Genomic DNA, 21,849 nt, shown 5'->3' with positions numbered 1-21,849 from the left:
CCATCCGCTCAGCGCAGCGGCATCAGGCAGGACTCGGGGATCGAGAGGATCAGCGGCGCAGCGGCCTCAGCCAGCCGCCGCCAGGCGCGGGCGCTGACCTCCACCTGCAGGGGGCTGGAGAGGGGGGGGCGGGCGGCCAGCGCCATCACGTACACCGACACACTCAGGGCGCTCTCGTTCACGGCCACCACGCGACAAGGCCAGGCATTGGCCATCCCGGCCTCGGCAGGGTCGCCAGCGGCGCGGAGCTCCAGGTGATTGGCACGCAGACCCACATGGGTGGTGCCGCTGTCCCAGGGCCGCCGGCGCCGCAGCTCCACGCCCCAGGCCGGAGCCCAGAGGCCGTGGGGGGAACACTGCTCGATGCGGGTGATGTTCTTGCAGCCGGTGAGCCTGGCCACCGCCAGCGATTGGGGCTGCTGGAACACCTGCTGCCGGGGTCCATGGGCCACCAGCCGGCCGTCGTCGATCACCAGCAACTCATCGGCCATGCGGTAGGCCTCATCGATGTCATGGGTGACCAGCAGAAAGGGCACCCCCGTGTGCTGGAGCTGCTCGATCATCTGCTGCTGCAACTGGCGGCGGCGGTAGGCGTCCTGGGAGGAGAGAGGTTCATCGAGCAGCAGCAGCTCCGGCTCGATCACCAGGGCGCGGGCCAGGGCCACCCGTTGCCGCTGGCCGCCCGAGAGCTGGTGGGGGAAACGGTCAGCGAGGGCCGTGAGGCCCATCGACGCCAGCTGGGTGCGCAGCCGCCGCTGGCGCTGGCGACGTTCCAGCCCGGCCAGAGCGAAGGCCACGTTCTGCTCCACGCTCAGGTGGGGGAAGAGCGCATGGTGCTGCACCACCATGGCGATACGCCGCCGTTGCAGGGGGCCATCAACGAGCGTCTCGCTTTCGAACAGCAGCCGGCCGTTGAGGCGAATGCGGCCCCGATCCGGACGATCCAGCCCGGCCAGGCAGCGCAACAGCAGGCTCTTGCCGGCCCCTGAGGCGCCGAGAATCGCCAGGCGAGGGCAGCCGGTGCTGAACCCCAGCTTCAGCTGGAACCCGGGCCGTCGGCACTCCAGCTGCACCTCGAGGCCAAAGGGCGCCGCTCCGCTTTCCCCGCCGGCAGGCACGGGCCCGGAGATGGCCGCCGCTCCAGCAGCCCCCGGACCCGGGAGCTCCTCTGCCGCCCGGAGCCGGGGCGGCTGAGGCAAGCGCCACAAGCGCCGGTTCTGGAAACCCTGCACCAGCAGCAGGCAGAGGCCGTTGAGGATCAGCACCAGGACGGTCCAGAACCAGGCCAGCGCCCGATCGCCGCCATCGACCGCGGCGTAGATCGCCAGGGGCAATGTCTGGGTGCGGCCGGGGATGTTGCCCGCGAGCATCAGCGTGGTGCCGAATTCGCCCAGGGCCCTGGCGTAGGCGAGGCTGATCCCGGCCAGCAGGCCCGGCATCACCAGCGGCAGGGTGATCGCCCGCAGCACCCGCCAGGGGGAAGCTCCGAGGCTGAGGGCCACCGCCTCCAGCGATGGATCCATCTGATCGAGGGCCGCGAGCACCGTGCGGTAGAGCAGCGGGAAGGCCACCACCGCCGAGCTGACCACCGTGGCCGGCCAGGTGAAGACCAGCTCCACCCCCAGACGAGCCAGCAGAGCACCCCCAGGCCCATAGGGCCCCAGCAGCTGCAGCAGCAGGAAGCCCAGCACCGTGGGCGGCAGCACCAGGGGCGAGAGCAACAGGAGATCAGCGCCGGCACGGAGGGAGCCCTGCCAGCGGCTCACCTGCCGGGCCGCGAGAAACCCCAGGGGCGCCACCACCAGCACCGCCAGAGCAGCACTGCGCAGGGAAAGCCAGAGGGGGGAAAGGTCAGGGATGCCCGCGCTCACGGCTGGGGGGATGGCTCAGGAACTCCAAAACCATGGCGGCGAAAGCTGTTCATGGCGGCGGGCTCAGCCAGGGTGCGCAGGTAGGCCCGGGCCGCGGCGGAGGCAGGGCTGATCTTGAGGACGGCACCCGCATAGCGGATCGGCGCATGGCTGCCGGCGGGTGCCACAGCGGTGATCAGCAGGCCCTCTTCCGCCCGGGCATCGGTGCGGTACATCAGACCGGCCTCCACCCGGCCGTCGGCCACCGCCCGGGCCACGGCACGAGCCGAGCCGAGGGGGACCAGCCTGGGGGAGACCGCAGCCGTGAGCCCAAGGGTCGTCAGCACCTGGCGGGCGTAATCACCGGCAGGCACCGAAGGATCACCGATGGCGATCGAGCGCAGATCAGGCCGGGCCAGATCCTGGAAGGCGAGGGTTCGTCGTGTTGAACGGAGCGGAACCGCGAGCACCAGCTCATTGCTGAACAGCTCCCGGCGGCTGCCAGGCAGCAGCAGGCCGGCGCTCTGCAGGGCGTCCATCTGACGCTTGCCGGCCGAGATGAACACATCCACCGGCGCCCCCTGCAGGATCTGCTGCTGCAGGGCGCCGGAGGAGGCGAGGTGAAACTGCACGGGACTGCCGGACTGACTGGGGGCAGCCGCCGAGATCTCCCGCAGGGGATCCTCCAGGCTCACAGCGGCCGCCACCAGCAGAGGCCGAGGGGAGGGCACCACGCTGCAAGCCGAAGCCAGCCCGCCCACGGCCGCCAGCAGCGGGGCCGCTGACCAGCGCAACCTACCCAGCATCACGCCGCTCGCTGCTCGCCTGAAGCGATCCCGGCGGGTCCGGGGGCTCCATGAAAGGATCCATCAAGGAGCCTGCACCAGTCCGTCGCCCCGGTCGAGCACGTCCTGATTCGGCGCCAGGCCGACCAGGGTGGCCATGGCCCGGAGGCGTGCCTGCACGGCGGCGGCATTCACCGGCACTGGTGGTGGCCGCAGCTGCGCCCATCGGTTCGATCAGACGCGTGGGCATCGAGCGGGCAACCCCGAGCACATCGGGATCCCGGGCTGCTTCGCGCAGATCCGCAGCATCAAGGCGCTCCAGCGTGATCGTGGGCTCAGGCGGCAGCTCAGCGGCAGGGGCGAGTCCGAAGCTTTCCAGGCCTGGGTAAGGGAGAGAGGGCGTGGACAATCCTGTGTAACGCGGGCCCTGACTGCGATCCCTGAGAAGAATGAAATCTTGTGTTGGTGCCATCGTTTTCAAGCAGCATCGTGAGCTGACTTCTGACAGCTAGCCATGGAGGAGAGATCGCGCCATCCAGTGGCACTCAATGCGGCCAAGGCCCAAACTCCGACGTTCTAAGCACCAACCCAGCGGCAATAGATGCTGAGAACGATTGAAGTCAATTGCGCTCACAGTGCTTCATAGAGCACCAGCCAAAGCTGGCGAGAGGTGGGCAGAACACCCCTCGACTTCATGGGCTTCACCACCTCCACTGTCATGGCTCAGCATAAAGATCCATCACCTGACCACTCAGCTGGCCTTCGACCAAGGCCACATAGGCCTGGGCCACCTCCGCCGCAGGCAATCCCGGACTCGGGTCCATCATCATGGCCAGGAGCGTCTCACGCACCCAGCCCGGTGCAACGGCATTGACTCGGATTCCGCGGGGAACTTCCAGGGCTGCCGAACGGATGAATCCCTCGATCCCAGCATTCACCATGCTGATCACTGCACTGCCGATCATCGGCCGGCGGCTGGCCATCCCGCTGGTCAGGGTGAAGGAGCCCCCATCAGCCACAACATCGACACCGAACCTGACGAGGTTCACCTGCCCCATCAGCTTGTTGGTCAGCCCGAGGGCAAAGTCGTCGTCGGTCAATTCGAGCAAGGGGCGAAATGCATACTGACCGGCCGTGCTGACTACAGCGTCAACACGGCCGACCTCGGCATACAATCCATGGACTGATTCAGGATTGGCAAGATCAACCGTGAGGGGCGCACGGGCATGGCTGGCGCATACGACCTGATGACGGCCTGCGAGTGCCTTGGCCACAGCAGATCCAATTGTGCCTGTCGCGCCGACAAGGAGAATCTTCACAAAAGCTCTCGAAAGATCAGCCTTCGATTCATGATACCGCCGAGTCCCTGACTCACGTCTCCAGCAACATCTTCGAGAGGTTGGGCAGTCCCGCCCCCTGGTGATAGCGATCGCGCTTGAGGTCGGTGCAGTGCTCCAGCAGGACCTGCTTCACCCGTTCGGGATAGCCGATGAACTCGGTGCGTACCGACAGGAAGGCGGCCAGAAGGCCAGAGATATGGGGCGCCGCCATGCTGGTGCCCGACAGGGCGATGTAGAGCTCATCAAGGCTCTTGCCCTGGTCGGGCTCGGAGCCGCGGCTGGGGTCGCTGTTGCTGCGGCACGAGAGGATCCGCTCCCCCGGGCCCACCACGTCGGGCTTCAGACGTCCGTCGGCCGTGGGGCCCCGGGAGGAGAAGTAGGAGGTGCCGTAGCGGTGGGGCAGGGTGGGGTGCACCGAGCCCACGGCGATCGCCTCCTCCAGGTTGGCGGGATCGCCGATCGAGAGATCGAAGGAGCGGGTGGAGCTGGAGCCATTCACCACGATGTCGCCGCTGCCCTCGTTGCCAGCCGCCAGCACCACCAGCACGCCCTGGCGCACCAGCCGCCGCAGCGAGGCGCACAGGGGCGAATCGCCGCAGCCGAAGCTGGCTGGATCGAAGGCGCCCCCCAGGCTGAGGTTCACCCCCTGGATCGCCAGGCGGCGGCCGCTCTGGTTCTGGTGCCAGATGTGGTCGATGGCCTTGAGGATCCAGGCGTCGTAGCCGCTGCCGTTGTCGGCCAGCACCTTGTAGGTCACCAGGCGAGCCTTCGGGGCCATGCCCAGCATCTCGATCTCCCCGGCCCCCTCAGCGCCGCCAGCCAGCTTCAGCCCCCCGGCGATCACCCCCGCCACGTGGGTGCCGTGGCCGTTGGGGTCGTTGCCACTGGCGGGCTGTACGGCTCCGCGGCTGGTGCAGTCCCAGTCGGCGGCGATGGGGCCGCCTGCGGCGAAGGCCGGGTTGTGGAAATGGGGGTGGTGACGGTCGATGCCCGTGTCGAGCACAGCCCAGGTGATGCCCTGCCCCATGGCGTTGTAGCCAAGCTGGGCGGTGCGGGCCTGCACCGTGTGGATGGAGTGGCGGATCAGGGCCCGCTTCCTGCTGTTGCTGAACATCCGATACACGGCCGGGGAGGGGGCGCCGTAGTGCTGGCTGAGGTCGGAGGCCAGGCGTTCCACCTCGGCGCGGTTGAGGTTCACCGCCACGTAGTGCTCCAGCTGGTCTTCCAGAAACACCCTGTCGGCGGTGATCGGACCGCCCAGCACGTGGCTGTCGATCCAGGCCAGCACCCTGGCTTTGGTGGCCTGGAGGGAGGCCTCGCGCCCCTCTGCCCCAGCGGCCTGCAGGGCGCCGACCGGGGCGCGGTCGATCAGTTCGATCAGCACGGGCCGCCGCTTCCTGGCGTCGTCATCGAGGGAGTCGGCCAGGTTGCGGGCCACGGTCACGGGGCTCACAGGCTGGAAGCGGGAGCGATCCACCGCGCCCATCACCGTGATCTGGGTGTCGCGGCGGCTCAGGTAGCGGTCGGCGGCGTGGGCCTTGCTGGGCGGCCACACCAGCCCTTCCACCCGTTCATCCACCACGGCTGGCTTGCCGCTGCTGCTGTATTCATCGGCCAGGGATTGATCCAGGCAGACGATGTCGCCGTCCTGGGCGATGTTCACCCAGCGCTTCACCGAAGCGGGGATCGGCAGCGTCCTGCCGTGCCACTTGTGCATCACATCCGTCACCTGGGGCAACCCCAGGGGAGAGCCGATGGTGAGGAAGAGGTCCACCTCCAGCTCGGGGAGGTCCTGGGCCAGCTCGATCAGGGCCTGATAGGTGACCATGCTCCCCTGGCTGTGGCCGATCACCACGAAGGGGCCCCCGCCGGTGACCAGGCGATCTTTCACCGTCTGCACCATCCGGGCGCGCTTGGCCTTGTTGAACAGGAAGTCGTTCACATCGGCCATGAACACCTTGGTGAACAGGGCCGTCACCGGGCTCCACAGCCCCTTGGCCTCCATCGACAAGGCCGAGGGCCCTCCCAAGGGTGCTCCCTCCTGGGCTGCCGTGAAGGCGGCCTGCTGCAGCTGCTCGGTCATGGCGTCCACGAACGCCTGGGAGTCTTCCGGCGAGTCGCTGTGGCGGATCGAGTCCTCCAGAAGCTCCTCGGCCTGGGGCTGCAGCAGAGCGTTCTCCTCCCCGATCGAGCGGATCGACACGCTCGCCGCCTGGGGATAGCGCTCGCGGTCGACCCAGTAGGCCATCCGGGTCCGCTCCCCCTGGTCGGCGCCAAACAGCGCCTGGTCCCACTGGGAGCGAAGCTCCCGCTCAGGGGGCATGTTGGAGATGCCGTGGCAGTAGATCACGGTGCGGGCAGCGGCGAGTGCAACTGCGGGGGCTGCGGCGGAGCTGGCGGCGGTGGAGTGGGGGCTGTGGCTGCGGGGGGATGGCTTCTTCGAGGTGGCCATGGCGTCACTGAGCAGAAGCGGACGGTTTCGGCACCATGGGGTGAGGGCTGTTTCTCCCCTCCTGCTGCCGCCTGTACAGCCATAGCCAGACCAGCCCGTTGCAGCCCACGACCTGCGGCTGGTGTCATCGTTCCTGGGTGATCCCGTGGCGTTCCACCCGATCGTCATCTCTCTGCTGCTGGCCGTTCTGGCCCTTGTCGTGCTTCTGCCCTCGTGGGTGATCCGCGGCGTGCTCGCGCCGATCCACCCGAGGGTGGTGTTCTGCGGATCGGGCACGCAGAAGCGACTGGCGCTCACCATCGACGACGGCCCCAGTGGCCCCGGCTCCCAGGCCCTCCTGGAGCTGCTGCGGGAGCTACAGGTGCCAGCCACCTTCTTTCTGATCGGCTCCCACCTGAAGAACGACCCGCACTTCCCACGCCGGGCCCTGCAGCAGGGGCACCACATCGGCAACCACCTCTGGCGCGACGAGCGTTCGGGCGCCCTCGATGGGCCCACCTTCCTGCGTGAGCTCAACGACACGGAACAGGCGATCGAGCGGGCTGCCTCTCCCGAGCCGGTGGCCTGGCGCTGGTGCCGTCCCGGGCAGGGCTGGTTCCACCAGGCCATGCTCCAAAGGCTCGCCTCACGCCGCTACCAGCTGGTGCTGGGCTCGATCTTTCCCTGGGACACCTTCCGGCCACCCCTTGGCTTCGTGCGCTGGTTTGTGCGTATCAACGCCCACCCTGGCGGCATCCTGGTGCTGCATGACACACCGGCCCTGAGCAGCCGCAGCCTGGAGAGCTTGCGCCGGATCGTGCCCGAGCTGCGCCGGCGCGGCTACCGGTTCGTGACGCTGACGGAGCTGCTGGAGCCGGCGTCCTGAGCCATGGCCCACCAGCGCTCCACCACCTCCGGGCTGCCGTACCAGCTGGGCCCGAAGGCACCGCCGTGGGCAACACCTGGCAGGACCAGCGGGGTGGAGCCCTCCAGCAGGGCCGACGACACCGGCACCAGGCCATCGCCCCGATCGGCGGCATCGCCGGTGCTGTTGCGGTAGGCCGTGGGCGCCAGGCGCTGGGCCATGGGGGTGGCCGTGTCCAGATCCAGGTCTCCCGCCACCGAGACATACCTGACCCGATCGGCGAAAGTCGCACCCGGCAGACGCCGCTGCACCATCTTGCGCAGCACCGTGGCCTTCAAGGCCGTATGGGGGCTGCCGAGCATCACCAGGGTGTCGGCAAGGGCCTTGCCGTCGTAACGCCGACCCTGGAAAGGGGCGTCATCCAGGAAGAGCCGCAGCATGATCCCGCCGGAGCTGTGTCCGATCAGCGTCACCTTGCCGGTGGGCGACTGCAAGGCCAGCTCGGCAGCGGCGGTCGCGACCCGATCGAGGATCCCCGCCCAGGCAAAGGCGAACACCGTGAGCAACCATTCGGCCTTGCCCACGGGCACCAGTTGCACCGGCTGACCACTCAACTGCTCGAGCCGGGCGGTCATCGGGGCGTAGGCCGCCGGGCTGATCAGGAAGCCCCCGAGGATCACGATCGGTTGCCGGTGCATGGGGAGGGGGTCAGCGGGTCGCGAGGAATTTCTGGATGGCTTCGGTCGGAGCCTTGGCAGAGGTGCCCTGACGGCTGGCGGCGACACCGGTGAGGCGCCTGAGCTTCAACGCCACTTCCGTCATGGCCGTGACCACGGCGATGCCGTTGAGCACAGTGACTCCGCCAACCGTGACGTTGGGCTCGCGCGCGAGCAACAACATCGGCAGACCACCTGACGGGATGATGACTTCAGCCCCCGCTTCAACCAGGGGGAGCCCTGCCGGCAGAACTCGTCGTTGACCTGCAGGTCACCGTGATCATCCTCAAACGCCTGTGTGCAGCTCGCAACCTGCGTGTCGATCGCCCGAACGCCAACCGCCCGTTGCCCGAGGCCGAGGTGAGCGATCTGGTCGCGATGCCTGGGGATCAAGGCGGGGTTGATGGTGACGAGACCGACGACGGGGATCTCCACGGCGGAACGACACTCCACCAGCCCCAGCTCCTGAAAGTGAGCGATCAAAAAGGCGTCGTATCCCTGTTGCTCGGCCTGGATCGCATGGCGGATGGCCTGGTCCGCGCAGCGGAATTCGCTCAGCGCGCTGAGATAGCGATCCGGGGGAGAGACCCCGTGGACCTCAAAGCTCACGCTGGGCTCGGCGTAAGCGGTGAGACAGTCGGGCAGTCGGTCGATGTACTGAGGCTGCTCCTGCGGTTCAATCAGCCACGCCTCAGCCATCGCCCGAGGCCAGCCGATCAAGGTGTTTTTGGTCGTTCTCCCTGTAAAGCTTTGCCTCTGCCTCGATAAAGACGCTGGCCAGTGCGCTATAGGCTTCTCGCCAAGCGTCAATGATTTCGTCAGTGGCAGCTGCACCCAAAACCTCTTTCATGGCTTGCAGGAGTTTTTCGCCAATCAGGGGGTATTGCTCAGGAAGAATCCTGGCATTCACGTGCCGATGAGCAATGTGATCAACGGCTGCCGCCAGCTCATCCAACTTATCAATGTGCGTTGCATAGGCGTAGATGGAGCTGGCCAGCTTTTTGGCTTGCCCGCCTCCGTCAAAATGCTGCATGAAAGTATTGCCAAATCCAAGCCTGTAATCGGGGCGCTCCTGAAAAGCGATCTCATACATTCTCGCAGTTATCTTTTCTCCGTGCTCCCGAACAACAGGAGCTGTTGATTTAACAATCTCAATCGTTTCAGGAGTAATCATTCCAGCAAGATCGCTGATCAACATTCTGACATGCGCAGCCGCGGCGGAGCGCTCCATTCCGATATGAACATGAAGCGCAACCCGGGCTCTCCAGCAAGTCGTCGGCCGCGATCGCCAGCCAGCAATGACCATGGCATGGATCCTGAATCACAGTGGTCGCAATTGCCCATCCTCCTCAGGTCAGCGGTTGGGGTGCATGGCCGCTGGATCTTGGTACGAGGCACTAACTTCACTCGCCGACTGGGGCGCAGCGTTCAATGAGGCAACCATCTTGAGATCGCAGACAAGAGACGGTCTGGCCCCAAGACTTCGCGCCTAACACTCCAGATCAGAAGCGGGCAAGGTTATGTTGCCTCGTCGAACCACCTCCGCTCCCGTCTTCTGTATCTGGTTGTTAGAAGGTGATATGACAAGCGCATCACAGTCTTCACATGTTGCTGTAGCCGCACCTACAAGAAGCCTCGGTCCATTCTTCCCCAGCTCATACATCGGCTGGAGCGCAACCTACAGGCTCGGCACCGTGGCGGTGCTGTGAGCCGCCAGGGGCTGCGGCCCCTTGCCCCGGCGGGCCTGCGGCCCCCCGGGGCTATTGCATGGCGGGTGGTGGCCGTCCATCACTGCTTGACCACAGCCCGGCAGATGCGTTGGGCGGCCTCCCGTCCTCCGAAGAGATTGCGGGCCGCCGGGCCTATCTGTAGGGCAGTGAGGCCGCCCATCAGGTGCACAGGGATTCCTGGCCAGCGCAGATCAGACCCGAGAACCGGCCAGTCATCCACCAGTTCAATCGGCTGTTGCTGATGCAGCTGCTGCAACAGCGGGTGCTGGCTGACGCCCTGACGATGCCCCGTGGCGAGCCAGATCCGATCAGAGGAAAGCCGCTGGCCTCCGGTGCAGACAATCTCCCACTGATCGGAACTCCAGCGTGCAGCCTGCACCTCGCAGAGTTCATGAAGCTGGAGTTCGCCGCGTCGTTGGGCCTGCCTGAGCTCTGCTGCAGCCTCCGGCGTGATCGAACCGCCATCCCGTGCCTCCAGGACGAGGTGGCGGCGGTGGTGCATGCAGGGTTCCGCATGAAAGCCCTTGAGGTACTTGGGGCCCAGCCAGCCGGGATCGGCATCGAAAGGCCTCTGTTTCAGGCCACTGCGGCACAGCAACTGCACCTTGGCGCCGCGCCGCAGTGCCCCGAGGCTGAGATGGGCACTGGTGAGCCCGCCGCCGACAATCAGGATCCGTTCACCAGGGCGCAGACGTAGCGCCGGCAGATAAATCGCATCGCTGTGCTGCACGGCGTCTGCCGGGGCCTCGCCTCCGATGCCCTTGATCCAGGCAGGCAACTGCGGGCTCCCGCTGCCCGTCGCGATCACCACCCTCCCGGCCTGCACTGATGTCCCATCACTGAGCGATAGCTCGAGCGGGCCCTTGCCGTTCGCTGGAAGGCTGATGTGCTCGACGCTCGCTGCCTGCACACGCCCCTCCAGCGCAAACTCGCTGATCACCTCGCGGCAGAAGGCAGCGAAGAGATCGGTGTGCGGCAGTCCATACGCACCTTCCAGCTGTCGATGGCGCTGCTGGCGGTGGGCAAAGCGCCGCAGGGCATGGGCATTTGGATGGGGGTGATGGGGCGAGGGCGACCGCAGCCAGGGAATTTCGTAGCGCTCCATCTGGCGCTGCCAGCGGCTCAGCCAGCGGCCGCTGGGATCCACGATCCTGAGGCGGCGATGCAGCCGCGGGCGTTTCTGCAGCAATAGACAACTGAGGGTGAGGGCCTGGGGTCCGGCCCCGACCATCACAAGATCAGCCATGGGCCAAGGGTTCGCTCTGCTGGCAGGAACGGCAGAGGCCGTGGATCTCGAAGGTGTGAAACAGCGGCTTGAATCCCTGCAGCAAGACCTTCGTCAGGCCGAGACCACCCGTTGCCACCGGGCAGATTGGCAACGGTTCGCTGTGGCCGCAGCTCACGCAGGTCAGGTGATGGTCATCGCGCTCCAGCGGGGCATAGACGCTCTCCCCATTGGTCAACTTGCGGCAGCGCACCAGACCAGAGCGTTGGAGGAGTCGCAGGTTCCGGTACACGGTGGCCAGGCCATGCCGCTGCGACGCCTGCTTGAGCCGTTCATGCAGCTCCTGGCCGCTGAGCTCGGCATCCGCCGCCTGGAGCACGGCCAGCAGGGCCCGCTGCCGGGGCCCCAGGGGCATGTCGCTGGGATCGGTGGGATGGGCGTGTGGAGCCATGGGCGGACCGCCAGGTGCGCAACCTGCTAAAACGAGAACCATTCTCAGCATACGGGGCTTCGGCTCCCCTCCGGCCATGGCCTTCTCCAGCCCTGTTCCCGCCACCGAGCGCCTGCCGGTGACCGTGCTCACCGGTTACCTCGGTGCCGGCAAGACCACATTGCTCAACCGGATCCTCACCCATGAGCACGGCCTCAAGGTGGCGGTCATCGTGAATGAATTCGGGGAGGTGGGCATCGATAACCAGCTGGTGGTGGATGCCGATGAGGAGATCTTCGAGATGAACAACGGCTGCATCTGCTGCACCGTGCGCGGCGATCTCATCCGGATCATCGGCAACCTGATGAAGCGTCGCGACCGCTTCGATCACCTGGTGATTGAAACCACCGGCCTGGCCGATCCGGCGCCGGTGATCCAGACGTTCTTTGTGGATGAAGACCTGCGCGATGAGCTGCGGCTGGATGCCGTGGTGACGCTCGTGGACCTCAAGCATGTGGAGCAGCACTGGGAGGCCGAGGAAGTGCAGGAGCAGCTGGCCTTTGCCGATGTGCTGGTGCTCAACAAGGCCGATCTGGTGAGCGATGCCGATCGGGCGGCGATCGAGCGGCGGGTGCGCGCCATCAACCCCGTGGCCCGCCTGATCACGAGCGAGAACGCCGATGTGCCGATGCCGGAGCTGCTGGGGGTGGAAGCCTTTGAGCTGGAGCGGGCCCTGAGTCTCGATCCGGGCTTTTTGGTGGACGAGCACACCCATGAGCACGACGATGCCGTGGGCTCGGTGGCCCTGGTGGAGGAACGGCCGATGGACCTCGAGAAGCTGGGGCGCTGGCTGTCGGATCTGGTGGCCGAGCGCGGCCCTGATCTGTTCCGGATGAAGGGCATCATCCAGCTGCAGGGAGAGGCCCGTCGCTACGTGTTCCAGTCAGTGCACATGCTGCTCGATGGCGATTTCGATCGCCCCTGGAAGCCCGCGGAGCTGCGCCGCACCGAGTTGGTGATCATCGGCCGTGATCTCGATGCCGAGGCCCTGCGAGCCGGCTTCCTGGCCTGTGTCGCCTGAGCTCTCGATGGCAACCTCGGCTCCGCTGGTGAGCGAACGGCTCTGCGGTGATCTGCAGCAGCCGATCTCGGCCCTGGCCTGGTCGGCCGACGGAGAGTTTCTGGCGATCGCGAGCGCCGGTGGTGAATTGCTTCTGCTCGACTTCCTCGCCGGCTGTGAGGAACTGCTGCGCGGCGACCGCGACAGCAGCCTCGATGTGGTGGGCTTCAGCAGCGATGGCCAGTTCCTGATGGCCGCCGGCCAGAGCGGCGAGCTGCTGCTCTGGGAACTGGGCGGCACCGGGGTGCGGCCGTTGGCCATGGATTCGATCCCGTTAGGGGGCGGCTGGATTGATGCGGCGGCCTGGCAGCCGGGTGGCCTGCTGCTGGCGGTGGCGGCCGGGCGTGAGCTGCGGCTCTGGGATGGGGCCAGCCGCCAGTGGCGTGAGCCACCGCTGCAGTTGCCCGGCACCATTCAGGCCCTCGCCTGGAGCGCCGACGGGGTGCAGCTGGCTGCCAGCTGCCACGGTGAGCTGGTGTTGTGGCAGCTTTGCCTGGGCGCGCCGGCCGATCCGCCGCTGCGCAACCCGATCGCCTCGGCCGGCCTGGCCCTGGCCTTCTCCGGCCCGGGGCACCATCTGGCCTGCGGGATGCTGGATCGCTCCCTGCTGGTGTGGCCGCAGGGCTGTCACGGCCAGCCCTGGCAATTCAGCGGTTTCCCCGCCAAGGTGCGCCAGCTGGCCTGGAGCGAGCAGCCCGGCCGCCTGGCCCCGCTGCTGGCCAGTGCTGCCGCAGAGGCCGTGATCCTGTGGACGCAGGTGAAGCAGGGGTCCAAGGCCTGGCAACCCGAACCGTTGCTGTGGCATGAAAAACGCATCAATGCACTGGCCTTTGCGCCCGGCAGCACCCTGCTGGCCAGTGCCTCCAGCGACGGCAGCGTGGTGCTCTGGGATGGCCGAGGTCGGATGTTGCAGCCGCTCAAGGGCCAGGGCAGCGGCTTCAACGCTCTGGCCTGGCGACCGGATGGCCGGCACCTGGCGGCCGGTGATGCCAACGGTCGCTGGTGGCTGTGGCCGGTAGCGGTGCCGCCGCGCGAACGGCAGAGCCAGCGCGCCGGGGCTGGCTTCCGGTCCAAGCCTTAGAATGAGAACCGTTCTCACAATGTGGCTGCGGATGCGTGCTCCTGCCGGGCTCCAGGACCTGTTGAGGCGGACCGGGGTGGTGTGCGGGGCCCTGCTGTTGGCCGCCTGCGGCGCGCCCCGCCAGGAGCCCCCTGATGCCGGAGCAGACGGGGCGTTCATGGTGGTCACCACCTTCCTGCCGATCACCCTGTTCACCAGAGCCGTGGCCGGCGACTGCGCCACCGTTACCGCACTGATTCCTCCCAGCACGGGCCCCCACGATTTCCAGGCCAGGCCGGGGGACCTGACCGCCCTGCGCCAGGCCCGGGTGCTGGTGAAGAACGGCCTGGAGATGGAGAGCTTCCTCGACAAGCTCGTGACCTCCGCTGACAATCCCCAGCTGAAGGTGATTGATTCCAGCCGCGGTGTCGCCACCCTGGGCACGGAGCACCATGACGACGCCCATGACGACGGCCATGGCGACGGCCATGGCGAGGAGCAGAGCCACGGTCATCGCCATGATCACGACGCTGTGAATCCCCACATCTGGCTGGATCCACTGCGGGCGGTGCAGCAGGTGGAGACCATCCGCGATGGCCTCGTGAAGGCCGATCCCAGCTGCGCGGAGGGATACCGGCGCAACGCAGCCGCCTACACCGCCGAGCTGAAGCAGCTCAACAGTGAGATCGCCGCTCAGCTCCAGCCCTATCGGGGCAAAACGTTCGTGGCCTTCCACGACTTCGCCCCCTACTTCGCCCAGCGCTATGGCCTCAAGGCTGAGTTCCTGGTGGATGTGCCCGAGCTCAATCCCTCGCCGGCTGATCTGCAGCGAGTGGCGGCGGCGGTGAAGAGCAGCCAGCTCAAGGCTCTGCTGAGCGAGCCGCAGGAGGGCAACCGCTCCTTCAACGCCCTGGCAAAGGATCTGGGGGTGAAGGTGGTGGTGTTCGATCCGCTGGAAACGGCGAGCGAGCAGGCCTCCCGTGATCCGGCCACCTATCTGTCGGTGATGCGCCGCAACGCGGCCGATCTGCGGCAGGCCTTCGGGGAATGACAGAGCACAGCCCGGTGCTGCTGGTGGGGGGTCTGAGCGTTCGCCGTGGTGAGCGGCTGGCCGTGGAGCAGGTGAGCTTTCAGCTCGCCCGCGAAACCGATACGGCGCTGGTGGGTCCCAACGGTGCCGGCAAGAGCAGCCTGGTGGGCGCCGTGCTCGGCCTGCTGCCCCGTAGCTCCGGCAGCGTGAGGATCCTGGGCCACGCCCTCGGCCCGGCAGGCGAGTTGCCCCGATCGGTGCGCTCTCAAATTGCCTATCTGCCCCAGAGCCTGGCGTTGCAGGGCCGCTTTCCGCTCACGGTGGGGGAATTCGTGGGCTTTGGCGTTGATCCTCCGGGCCTCAGCCTGGCCTGGCTGGGCAACAGGCGCCGAACTGAGGCCGTGCTTCGTGCCCTGGAGCGCACCGGTTGCCAGGACCTGGCGGAACGCCGCCTCAGCGCGCTCTCCGGCGGTCAGCTCAAGCGGGTGCTGCTGGCCTTCTGTGTGGTGCGGCCCCGCCAGTTGCTGGTGCTCGATGAGGCGCAGGCGGGACTGGATGCCCCCAGCAGCGAGCGGTTCCAGGAGCTGCTGCTTGAGCTGCGCCGCCAGGAGGGCTGGACCGTGCTGCAGGTGTCGCACGATCTGGAGATGGTGCGCCGCAGCTGCGATCAGGTGCTGTGCCTGAACCAACGACTGCGCTGCAGCGGTGCCCCCGACCATGCCCTCAGTGCGGCGCGGCTGGCCGAGCTCTATGGGCCCAATGTGGTGCCCTACCGCCATGACCATGCCGTGGTTCCTGCCCATGGCTGATCCGTCATCGCTGCTGGTGGTGCTGGGCCAGCCGTTCATGCAGCGGGCCCTGCTCGGTGGCCTGCTCACCGGCGCCCTGGGCGGGCTGCTGGGCAGTTTCGCGGTGTTGCGCCAGCTCTCGTTCTTCAGTGATGCCCTGGGCCATTCCGCCCTGCTGGGCATCAGCCTGGGCATCCTGCTGGGGATCAATCCCACCCTGGTACTGATCCCGTTCGCGGTGCTGTTCGCCCTGCTGGTGAATCAACTGGTGGCCCGCAGCGGTCTGCCGGCCGATGCCCTGCTCAACATCGTTTATTCCACCTCTCTCGCTTTCGCGGTGGTGGCCCTGAGCCTCGTGGAGACCTACCGCGGCGGCATCCAGCAGCTGCTGTTCGGCGACATCCTCGGCATCAGCTGGAGCGATCTGAGCGTGATCGCTGTGCTGTTGCTCGTCGCCTTGATCTATCTGGCCCTCAGCCTGCGCGCCCAGGTGCTGCTGACGCTCAACAGCGACCTGGCCGGAGCCTTCGGTGTGGGAGCCAGCCGTCATCGCCTGGCCTTCATCGTGCTGCTGGCGGTGGTGGTGGCGGTGTCGATCAAGGCGGTGGGGGTACTGCTGATCAGCGCCTTCGTGGTGATCCCGGCCTGCGGGGGGCGGTTGGTGAGTCGCCACTTCCCGCTCTATGCCCTGATCTCCGCCTGCCTCGGCGGGGGCTGCGCCCTGCTGGGGCTGCTGGGTTCAGGCCTCACCAACCTGCCCTCCGGGCCCTGCGTGGTGATCGTGCAATTTGCGGGCTTCCTGATGGCGCTGCTGGTCAGCCAGACGACGCGTCGCTCTCCAGCAACTGCCGTGCCAGCAGGGCGCCACATTCCTGGTGGAGACCGAGACGCCCTGGAATCACGCTGAGCTGATCGGCCGCCTCCCAGCCCAGAGCCTCCATCTCTGTCTTGGAGCGTGGTGGGGCCTCGGAAGCCAGCACCACCTGCAGAGGGCATTGGAGCAGGCGCGCCTGTTGCAGCCACCAGGCGCGCTCGTCTGCTGGATCAAGGCCACCACTCACGAACGCCACACTGGCGAAGCGTGCCCCGGGGCGCCTGGCCAGCAGCTGCTGTTCGCGGATCCGCGCCGGCGTGAGCAGGGCGGGGTCGACCCAGACATGACGCCGCAGCATCAGGCGCAGCACCATCCGGCTGGTGTTGAGCCGGTAGAGCGCCGGGCCGATCCATGGGGCTGCCACCAGATGCCGCAGCCAGCCGAACCGCTGCGAGGGCCAGCCGGTCATGGTCGGCAGGGGGCCGCGCCAGGTGGGGGCCACCAGCACCAGCTCCTGCCACAGGCCAGACCATTCGGCCGCCAGCCCCAAGGCCACCGAGGCGCTGTGGCCGGCGGCGATCACGGTGGGGCGCTGGCGGTTGGTGGTGCGCAGATAGGAGAGCACGGCCCGCAGCGCCGAGCGCAGCAGGGCGGCGCCATAGGGCATCGCGGGGCGGTCGCTGTCGCCGAAACCGGGCCAGTCGATGCTCACCAGCTGGCGCTGATCGTCCACTGCCTCGGCCAACGGTTTCCATTCCCCCCGGCTCGACACGGTGCTCAGCGCTGGCAGCAGCAACCAAAGGGGGGCCTCCGCCGGCCCCCGGCGCTCCAGCACCAGGCGCAGCTGTCTCCCGGCCAGGTCCACTTGCAGGGTCTCGAGCCCTCCCCCCAGCTGTGGTTTCATGCAAACCCCCGCGCCCGCAGCTTGGGTTTGCAGCCGGCGCTGAGAAAGTCGAGGCGATCGCTGCCGGGGTCGTAGAGGGTGTAGTGAACGCCGGCCCCGATGCCGATCACCTGGCGCTGGGGAACGCTCTGCTGGTGGTGCCGTTGGCCCTCCAGATCCCGCACCTGCGATTCGACGCCACCGCCGCTGAGCTCAACCCGGAACTGCTGACCGCTGCGGGCGGTGAACAGACGGTTCACGTCCATGCGGGTGAGACGATCCAGCAGCAGCAGCGGCGAGCTGTCTGGACCCAGGCTGTCGTCCACAGCGGCCGAGCTGCCATGCAGCAGGGCGCAGTCGAGCTCGATGAAGCCGAACTGCAGCGCCGCCAGCCAGCCCATGTGGCCGGGATCCACCGCCTGGAGCAGGGCATCCACGGCCGCCTCCCCCTGGCTGAGGCGCAGGGCATCGGCTCGCCGGCCGCCGCGGTGGCCCCGCTCGGCCAGGAGCTGGTCCTCCCACCAGCCGTAAAGGCACTGCGGCTCGAGCTCGCCGCGGCGCGGCTTCTGCAGCCGCTCCAGAAGGGCATTGCACTCCCGCTCCGGGCCGATCACATCACCCAGCACAAACAGGGTGTCCACCCGCCGGGTGTGGCGCAGATCGGCCTGGATGGCCTCATAGGCCTCCAGATCACCGCGCAGTCCACTGATCAGGGCCCAGCGTGCCATCAGCGCTCACACACGTGGCTGGCGTCGTCGGCCCGCTCGGCGTACTCGAAGCCATGGCGCAGCCGCCAGGCAAAGATCGTCGGCAGACCGGCATCGACGATGGCGCTGCAGGTGCGCTCCACCTCGTAGGGCACCTCCCGGATCGCGACGGCGCCGGTGTCCTCATCGTGGATCACATAGGTGGCTTGGGTGTTGCCATGGCGCGGCTCCCCCACCGAGCCGGCATTGATGATGCGGCGCAGCGGCAGCCGCAGCTCCGTGTCTTCCGCCTCGGCCACACCGCCTGGCTCACCGGGCATCTGCCGCACCCGCACCCGGATCGATCCATCCCGCAGCTCCCGCACATAGGGCCGGTGGGTGTGGCCGCAGAACAACGTCTCGGCGCCGGCGCTCTCCACCCGCTCCAGGGCCGCAAAGGCATCCATATCGGGCAGCAGGTATTCGTGCTGACTGTTCGGACTGCCATGCACGAACAGCAGCCGATCGCGCCGCAGCGATAGCGGCAGGCTGGCCAGAAAGGCCTTGTTCTCCTCGCTCAGCTGCTCGGCCGTCCATTGATGGGCCAGGTGGCCGCGCCGCTCCGCCAGCTGGGAGGGATAGCTGCAGTCGCAGGCGTTGAGGCCCTCGATGATGTCCTCATCCCAGCAGCCCTGGCAGGTGGGAATCGCCCGCTGTCGCACCAGGTCCACCACCTCATTGGGCTGGAGGCCGTAGCCCACCAGATCCCCCAGGCAGGTGATGGTGGCGATGCCCTGCTGGTCGATATCGGCGAGCACGGCCTCCAGGGCGGCGAGGTTGGCGTGCAGGCAGGAGATCACGGCATGGGCCATGGCGTTCAGGCAGCAGGGGATGGATGAGATGGGGCCTCCTGTTGGCGCAGGCGAGCCTGCTGGATCTCCAGGACGGCGTCGTTGAGCAGGCAGTCGGCGAGGGTGACCTCGATGGCGGCGGGATCGAGATCCTTGCCCTGCACCACAAGACGCGACAGGCGTGGCGGGCGACCGTCGGGCGATGCGAGTGTCTGCAGGGGAAGGAACTGGAAGCCTTCCCGGCTCACCATCCAATTGCAGAAGAAGGCCCGGCCGTCAGGCAGGCTCATCAGGGCCTTGGCGCGATACACATCGCCATAGGCACCGTTCACCAGTTCAAACCAGAAGCTGCTGAGGCTGGCCGGATCCCACACAGCTCCCGCCAGGTTCCTCTCCCAGGCCTGCAGGCTGCTGAAATCCAGGGTGTCCTGACGGGGCAGCACGGCGTCACGCCCGAAGTGGATGTGCTCATCCGGGCTGAGATGCAGGGCCTCCAGCTGGGGAATCGCGCGGCGATCCACCCCAGCCAGGCCTGAGTCCGTTGGCGGCTGGAACTGGGGCAGTTCAATCAGGGCCAGCAGGTTGTCAGCTCGGGGTGCCAGAGCCTGGTCGGGGTCGGCCAGATCGAGCAGCCCTGGGCATTGATCCTGCAACCAGGCCAGATCGATGCCGCCGTCACGAGCCTGGAGCAGGCCTTCGTCGGGGTAGCCCGCGAGACGCAGAAAGCCACAGGGGCCCAGATGGCTCTGGATCTGGTTCAGGATCCAGGTGGTCTTGCCGCAGCCGGGAGGCCCGGAGATCAGCAGGGTCTGGCTCATGCCGGCGCCACGCAGGCCTCCAGCTGGGCCCTGAGGGCCGCCTGGTCGAGGTCTTTGCCGATCGCCACCACCCTGGTGTGGCGCTCTGAACCCTCGGGCCAGTCGGAATCATCGATCGTGAAGCGCTTGCCGCAGAGGTGAAACAGGTGGCGGCGGTTGCTCTCGCGGAACCAGAGCACCCCTTTGGCGCGGAACACCGATTCAGGCAGCTGGGTGTCGAGAAACTGCTGAAAGCGCCGCAGGTCAAAGGGCGCATCTACCGCCAGGCTCACGGAACTGAAGCCCTCCAGTTCCGGGGTGTGGGGGGAGTGGTGATGCTCGTGATGTTGGTGCTCGTGCCCGTCGTGGTGATCGTGCTCGCCGTGGGGGTGCCCATGGTCGTGATGCCGGTCGTTGTTCAACAGTTCACGGGACTCCTCCCGGGCCTTGAGCGAGGCCAGACGATCGCTCTCAAATAGCCCCACGCTCAGCAGCAGCCCCAGGGGAACCTCACCGCGGCTGGCCCGCAGGATGCGAGCGTCGGTCTTGATCGCTCGCAGCTCGGCCTCCACCGCGTTGAGCCGTTGCTCATCGACAAGGTCGGCCTTGTTGAGCAGCAGGATGTCGCCGTACACCACCTGGGCACGGGCAATCGGGCTCTCGAGGGCCGTGGCGGTGAAGTGTTCGGCATCGATCACGGTGATGATCGAGTCGAGCCGCAGCCGATCGCGCAGGTCGCCGGCCATGAAGGTGAGCGCCACCGGCAGCGGGTCAGCCAGGCCGGTGGTTTCCACCACGATCAGATCGATCGGCTCGGGCCGCTCCAGCACGCGGTGCACGGCCTCCTGCAGCTCGCCGTTGATCGAGCAGCAGATGCAGCCGTTGCTCAGCTCCACCATCGACTCGCTGGTGGCGACCACCAGCTCGTGGTCGATGCCGACTTCCCCGAACTCATTGACCAGCACAGCGCTGCGCAGCCCCTGCTGGTTGCTGAGGATGTGGTTGAGCAGGGTGGTCTTGCCGGCGCCAAGGAAGCCGGTGAGCAGGGTGACGGGGACCTGGATGGCCTGCTGACCCATGGACCACCATCGGCGAGAACGGTTCTCATTCTGCCCGATCGACGCTGACCGTGCCGCCGCGGCAGCGCCTCCTTCTCCGGCAAACTGTGTACATCTCGCATCCATGTCCACGCCTGAGCGCCACTGCACCTCCAGCCGGGAAGGCAAGGTCGTGCTGTCCTGCTGGATTCCCGAGGGGCTTCGCCAGGAGCTCGATCGCGTCTGGGCCGAGCAGGGCCTGCGGCCCCATGGCCGCACCCAAAAAGGCATGGAGTCCATGATCAACACTTTCTTGGCAAACCATGCAGCAGAGGAGCGATAAGCCCTCTGCGTCTGCATCGTCACGAACGCGCGCCGTCCTGTCGTCCTGCAAGCCGCCCCATGAGCCAGCAGACCCACCAGCCCTCCTTGTTGAACCGCGTCGCCCGGGTGTTGCTTTGCCTGGTGTTCATCCATGCCGTGATAGGCAAGCTGACGGGCTTTGCCGGGGTGACCGGCGCCATTGCCGCCAAGGGGCTGCCGCTGGCGCCCGTGCTGCTGGTGGCAGCCATGGCCCTGATGGCGGTGGGTGCAGCCCTGGTGATCAGCGGCTGGAAAGCCCGACTCGGAGCGGTGCTGCTGTTGCTGTTCCTGGTACCCACCACCCTGCTGTTCCACAGCGATGTGGTCGACAAGATGGAGCGGATTCAGCCGTTCAAGAACCTGGCGATCATGGGCGGTCTGTTGCTGGTGGCCGATCAGGACAGCAGGGAATGAGAAGGGGGATTTCCCAGAACCTGAAAAACTTCCGAGGCACCCTGTGCCGCCGCCGGAAACAGGGGGAATACCCCCGGGTTTGTAGTCTTCTGCAGCGATCTGTGGGGATTTACAGGGAGTTGCAGGGGGTTCCGGAAAACTGATTTTGAGACACTGATCATGAAGATAATTCGTGAATTTTTTGCATCAGTTTCTATATTTATGAAATGTTTGTCGCTTGGTCGACTATGTTTTCTCGGCTCCGGGGAGTAGCAGATTGAGGTGGTTGCGGTTGCAATTGGTTTCGGAGCTCTACTCACCCTTCTAACGCTCCAGATCAGAAGCGGGCATGAATCTCGGCATAGAAGACAGCCATCGCTCCCGCCTTCCGTATCTGGATGTTAGAAGGTGTCATCTTTTAGGCAAGCAGATAGGATATCAATAAGTTGGGAAACAACTTCTGGGCACCTCGAAAAATCAACAAGACACTTGATTGCGACATGATGCCAATTATGATCGGTTGAGCAATCTTCACGACAACCGTGGGTCAGAGAGGCTTTTGGGACGAGCAGCAAAGAGTCACAAAGCTCCAGGACAAAAAGCCAGTTCTCAAGCGTCTGGCTGATTCTATCCCCTGGGAATCATTCCGCCCACT

At 66.6% G+C, this 21,849-nt stretch carries 22 protein-coding genes; 8 read left to right on the top strand and 14 right to left on the bottom strand.

All coding sequences use genetic code 11. The features are described from left to right. Positions 1–8: 8 nt before the first annotated feature. The 4 genes from modB to FPZ61_RS11980 all read right to left on the bottom strand — a co-directional run bounded on the left by modB (position 9) and on the right by FPZ61_RS11980 (position 6,427). Positions 9–1,871, bottom strand: a complete 1,863-nt coding sequence (gene modB, locus FPZ61_RS11995) for a molybdate ABC transporter permease subunit (protein WP_185466823.1) — start codon at positions 1,869–1,871, stop codon at positions 9–11. After that, entirely contained in the window at positions 1,868–2,656 is a 789-nt protein-coding gene (gene modA, locus FPZ61_RS11990) for a molybdate ABC transporter substrate-binding protein (RefSeq protein ID WP_185466822.1), read from the bottom strand. The genes modB and modA overlap by 4 nt, the downstream gene beginning before the upstream one ends. A gap of 695 nt (positions 2,657–3,351) precedes the next feature. Then, positions 3,352–3,954 carry a short chain dehydrogenase gene (locus FPZ61_RS11985; RefSeq protein ID WP_185466821.1) on the bottom strand — a complete coding sequence of 201 codons (603 nt, stop codon included), beginning with the start codon at positions 3,952–3,954 and terminating at the stop codon, positions 3,352–3,354. A 52-nt stretch (positions 3,955–4,006) separates the two neighbouring features. After that, entirely contained in the window at positions 4,007–6,427 is a 2,421-nt protein-coding gene (locus FPZ61_RS11980) for a S8 family peptidase (protein WP_185474841.1), read from the bottom strand. Positions 6,428–6,548: 121 nt separating this feature from the next. On the opposite strand from FPZ61_RS11980, the gene FPZ61_RS11975 reads away from it, so the two are divergent. Next, positions 6,549–7,292: a chitin deacetylase family protein gene (locus FPZ61_RS11975; protein ID WP_370593441.1), complete on the top strand. Its 744-nt coding sequence runs from the start codon at positions 6,549–6,551 to the stop codon at positions 7,290–7,292. Here the strand turns inward: FPZ61_RS11975 and FPZ61_RS11970 are convergent. The 5 genes from FPZ61_RS11970 to FPZ61_RS11950 form a co-directional block, all read right to left on the bottom strand. Continuing rightward, positions 7,247–7,969, bottom strand: a complete 723-nt coding sequence (locus FPZ61_RS11970) for a triacylglycerol lipase (protein WP_185466819.1) — start codon at positions 7,967–7,969, stop codon at positions 7,247–7,249. The genes FPZ61_RS11975 and FPZ61_RS11970 overlap by 46 nt on opposite strands. A 120-nt stretch (positions 7,970–8,089) precedes the next feature. Continuing rightward, positions 8,090–8,686 (bottom strand): aspartate/glutamate racemase family protein, encoded by a 597-nt coding sequence (locus FPZ61_RS11965; RefSeq protein WP_185466818.1) that lies wholly within the window; start codon positions 8,684–8,686, stop codon positions 8,090–8,092. Then, positions 8,679–9,218: a globin domain-containing protein gene (locus FPZ61_RS11960; RefSeq protein WP_255441575.1), complete on the bottom strand. Its 540-nt coding sequence runs from the start codon at positions 9,216–9,218 to the stop codon at positions 8,679–8,681. The genes FPZ61_RS11965 and FPZ61_RS11960 overlap by 8 nt, the downstream gene beginning before the upstream one ends. A 557-nt stretch (positions 9,219–9,775) precedes the next feature. Continuing rightward, positions 9,776–10,963 carry an FAD/NAD(P)-binding protein gene (locus tag FPZ61_RS11955; protein WP_185466817.1) on the bottom strand — a complete coding sequence of 396 codons (1,188 nt, stop codon included), beginning with the start codon at positions 10,961–10,963 and terminating at the stop codon, positions 9,776–9,778. Next, on the bottom strand, positions 10,956–11,393 hold the full coding sequence (locus FPZ61_RS11950) for a Fur family transcriptional regulator (RefSeq protein ID WP_255441574.1): 438 nt from the start codon (positions 11,391–11,393) through the stop codon (positions 10,956–10,958). The genes FPZ61_RS11955 and FPZ61_RS11950 overlap by 8 nt, the downstream gene beginning before the upstream one ends. A gap of 76 nt (positions 11,394–11,469) precedes the next feature. Between FPZ61_RS11950 and FPZ61_RS11945 the strand changes: the two genes are divergently transcribed. From FPZ61_RS11945 to FPZ61_RS11925, 5 genes are read left to right on the top strand one after another with little or no spacing between them, the layout of a single operon-like run. Next, on the top strand, positions 11,470–12,453 hold the full coding sequence (locus FPZ61_RS11945; protein ID WP_185466816.1) for a GTP-binding protein: 984 nt from the start codon (positions 11,470–11,472) through the stop codon (positions 12,451–12,453). Positions 12,454–12,460: 7 nt separating this feature from the next. Next, complete coding sequence (locus FPZ61_RS11940) at positions 12,461–13,573, top strand: WD40 repeat domain-containing protein (RefSeq protein ID WP_185466815.1); 1,113 nt, start codon at positions 12,461–12,463, stop codon at positions 13,571–13,573. A 31-nt stretch (positions 13,574–13,604) separates the two neighbouring features. Beyond that, a complete protein-coding gene (locus tag FPZ61_RS11935) occupies positions 13,605–14,603 on the top strand; it encodes a metal ABC transporter solute-binding protein, Zn/Mn family (RefSeq protein WP_185466814.1) in 999 nt (332 codons plus the stop codon). Beyond that, on the top strand, positions 14,600–15,391 hold the full coding sequence (locus FPZ61_RS11930) for a metal ABC transporter ATP-binding protein (protein ID WP_185466813.1): 792 nt from the start codon (positions 14,600–14,602) through the stop codon (positions 15,389–15,391). The genes FPZ61_RS11935 and FPZ61_RS11930 overlap by 4 nt, the downstream gene beginning before the upstream one ends. Further along, complete coding sequence (locus FPZ61_RS11925) at positions 15,384–16,277, top strand: metal ABC transporter permease (protein WP_185466812.1); 894 nt, start codon at positions 15,384–15,386, stop codon at positions 16,275–16,277. The genes FPZ61_RS11930 and FPZ61_RS11925 overlap by 8 nt, the downstream gene beginning before the upstream one ends. Here the strand turns inward: FPZ61_RS11925 and FPZ61_RS11920 are convergent. Genes FPZ61_RS11920 through FPZ61_RS11900 form a run of 5 tightly spaced genes read right to left on the bottom strand, consistent with a single transcriptional unit; the run spans position 16,186 to position 20,480 of the window. Then, entirely contained in the window at positions 16,186–17,088 is a 903-nt protein-coding gene (locus FPZ61_RS11920; protein ID WP_185466811.1) for an alpha/beta fold hydrolase, read from the bottom strand. The genes FPZ61_RS11925 and FPZ61_RS11920 overlap by 92 nt on opposite strands. Continuing rightward, positions 17,085–17,795, bottom strand: coding sequence for a phosphoesterase (locus FPZ61_RS11915; RefSeq protein ID WP_185466810.1), 711 nt, complete (start codon positions 17,793–17,795; stop codon positions 17,085–17,087). Before FPZ61_RS11915 ends, FPZ61_RS11920 begins: the two co-directional genes overlap by 4 nt. Further along, positions 17,795–18,625: a metallophosphoesterase gene (locus FPZ61_RS11910; RefSeq protein ID WP_185466809.1), complete on the bottom strand. Its 831-nt coding sequence runs from the start codon at positions 18,623–18,625 to the stop codon at positions 17,795–17,797. Before FPZ61_RS11910 ends, FPZ61_RS11915 begins: the two co-directional genes overlap by 1 nt. A 5-nt stretch (positions 18,626–18,630) precedes the next feature. Then, positions 18,631–19,422, bottom strand: a complete 792-nt coding sequence (locus FPZ61_RS11905; RefSeq protein WP_185466808.1) for a GTP-binding protein — start codon at positions 19,420–19,422, stop codon at positions 18,631–18,633. Next, positions 19,419–20,480: a GTP-binding protein gene (locus FPZ61_RS11900; protein WP_185466807.1), complete on the bottom strand. Its 1,062-nt coding sequence runs from the start codon at positions 20,478–20,480 to the stop codon at positions 19,419–19,421. The genes FPZ61_RS11905 and FPZ61_RS11900 overlap by 4 nt, the downstream gene beginning before the upstream one ends. Positions 20,481–20,583: 103 nt before the next feature. On the opposite strand from FPZ61_RS11900, the gene FPZ61_RS11895 reads away from it, so the two are divergent. Next, on the top strand, positions 20,584–20,781 hold the full coding sequence (locus FPZ61_RS11895; RefSeq protein WP_185466806.1) for a hypothetical protein: 198 nt from the start codon (positions 20,584–20,586) through the stop codon (positions 20,779–20,781). A gap of 59 nt (positions 20,782–20,840) precedes the next feature. Then, positions 20,841–21,215, top strand: a complete 375-nt coding sequence (locus FPZ61_RS11890) for a DoxX family protein (RefSeq protein WP_185466805.1) — start codon at positions 20,841–20,843, stop codon at positions 21,213–21,215. Positions 21,216–21,849 lie beyond the last annotated feature (634 nt).

It is taken from the genome of Synechococcus sp. BSA11S (assembly GCF_014224355.1).
Lineage (GTDB): Bacteria > Cyanobacteriota > Cyanobacteriia > PCC-6307 > Cyanobiaceae > Regnicoccus_A.
Note: the sequence above shows the minus strand (reverse complement) of the source record. Positions and strands in the feature narration are given on the sequence as shown.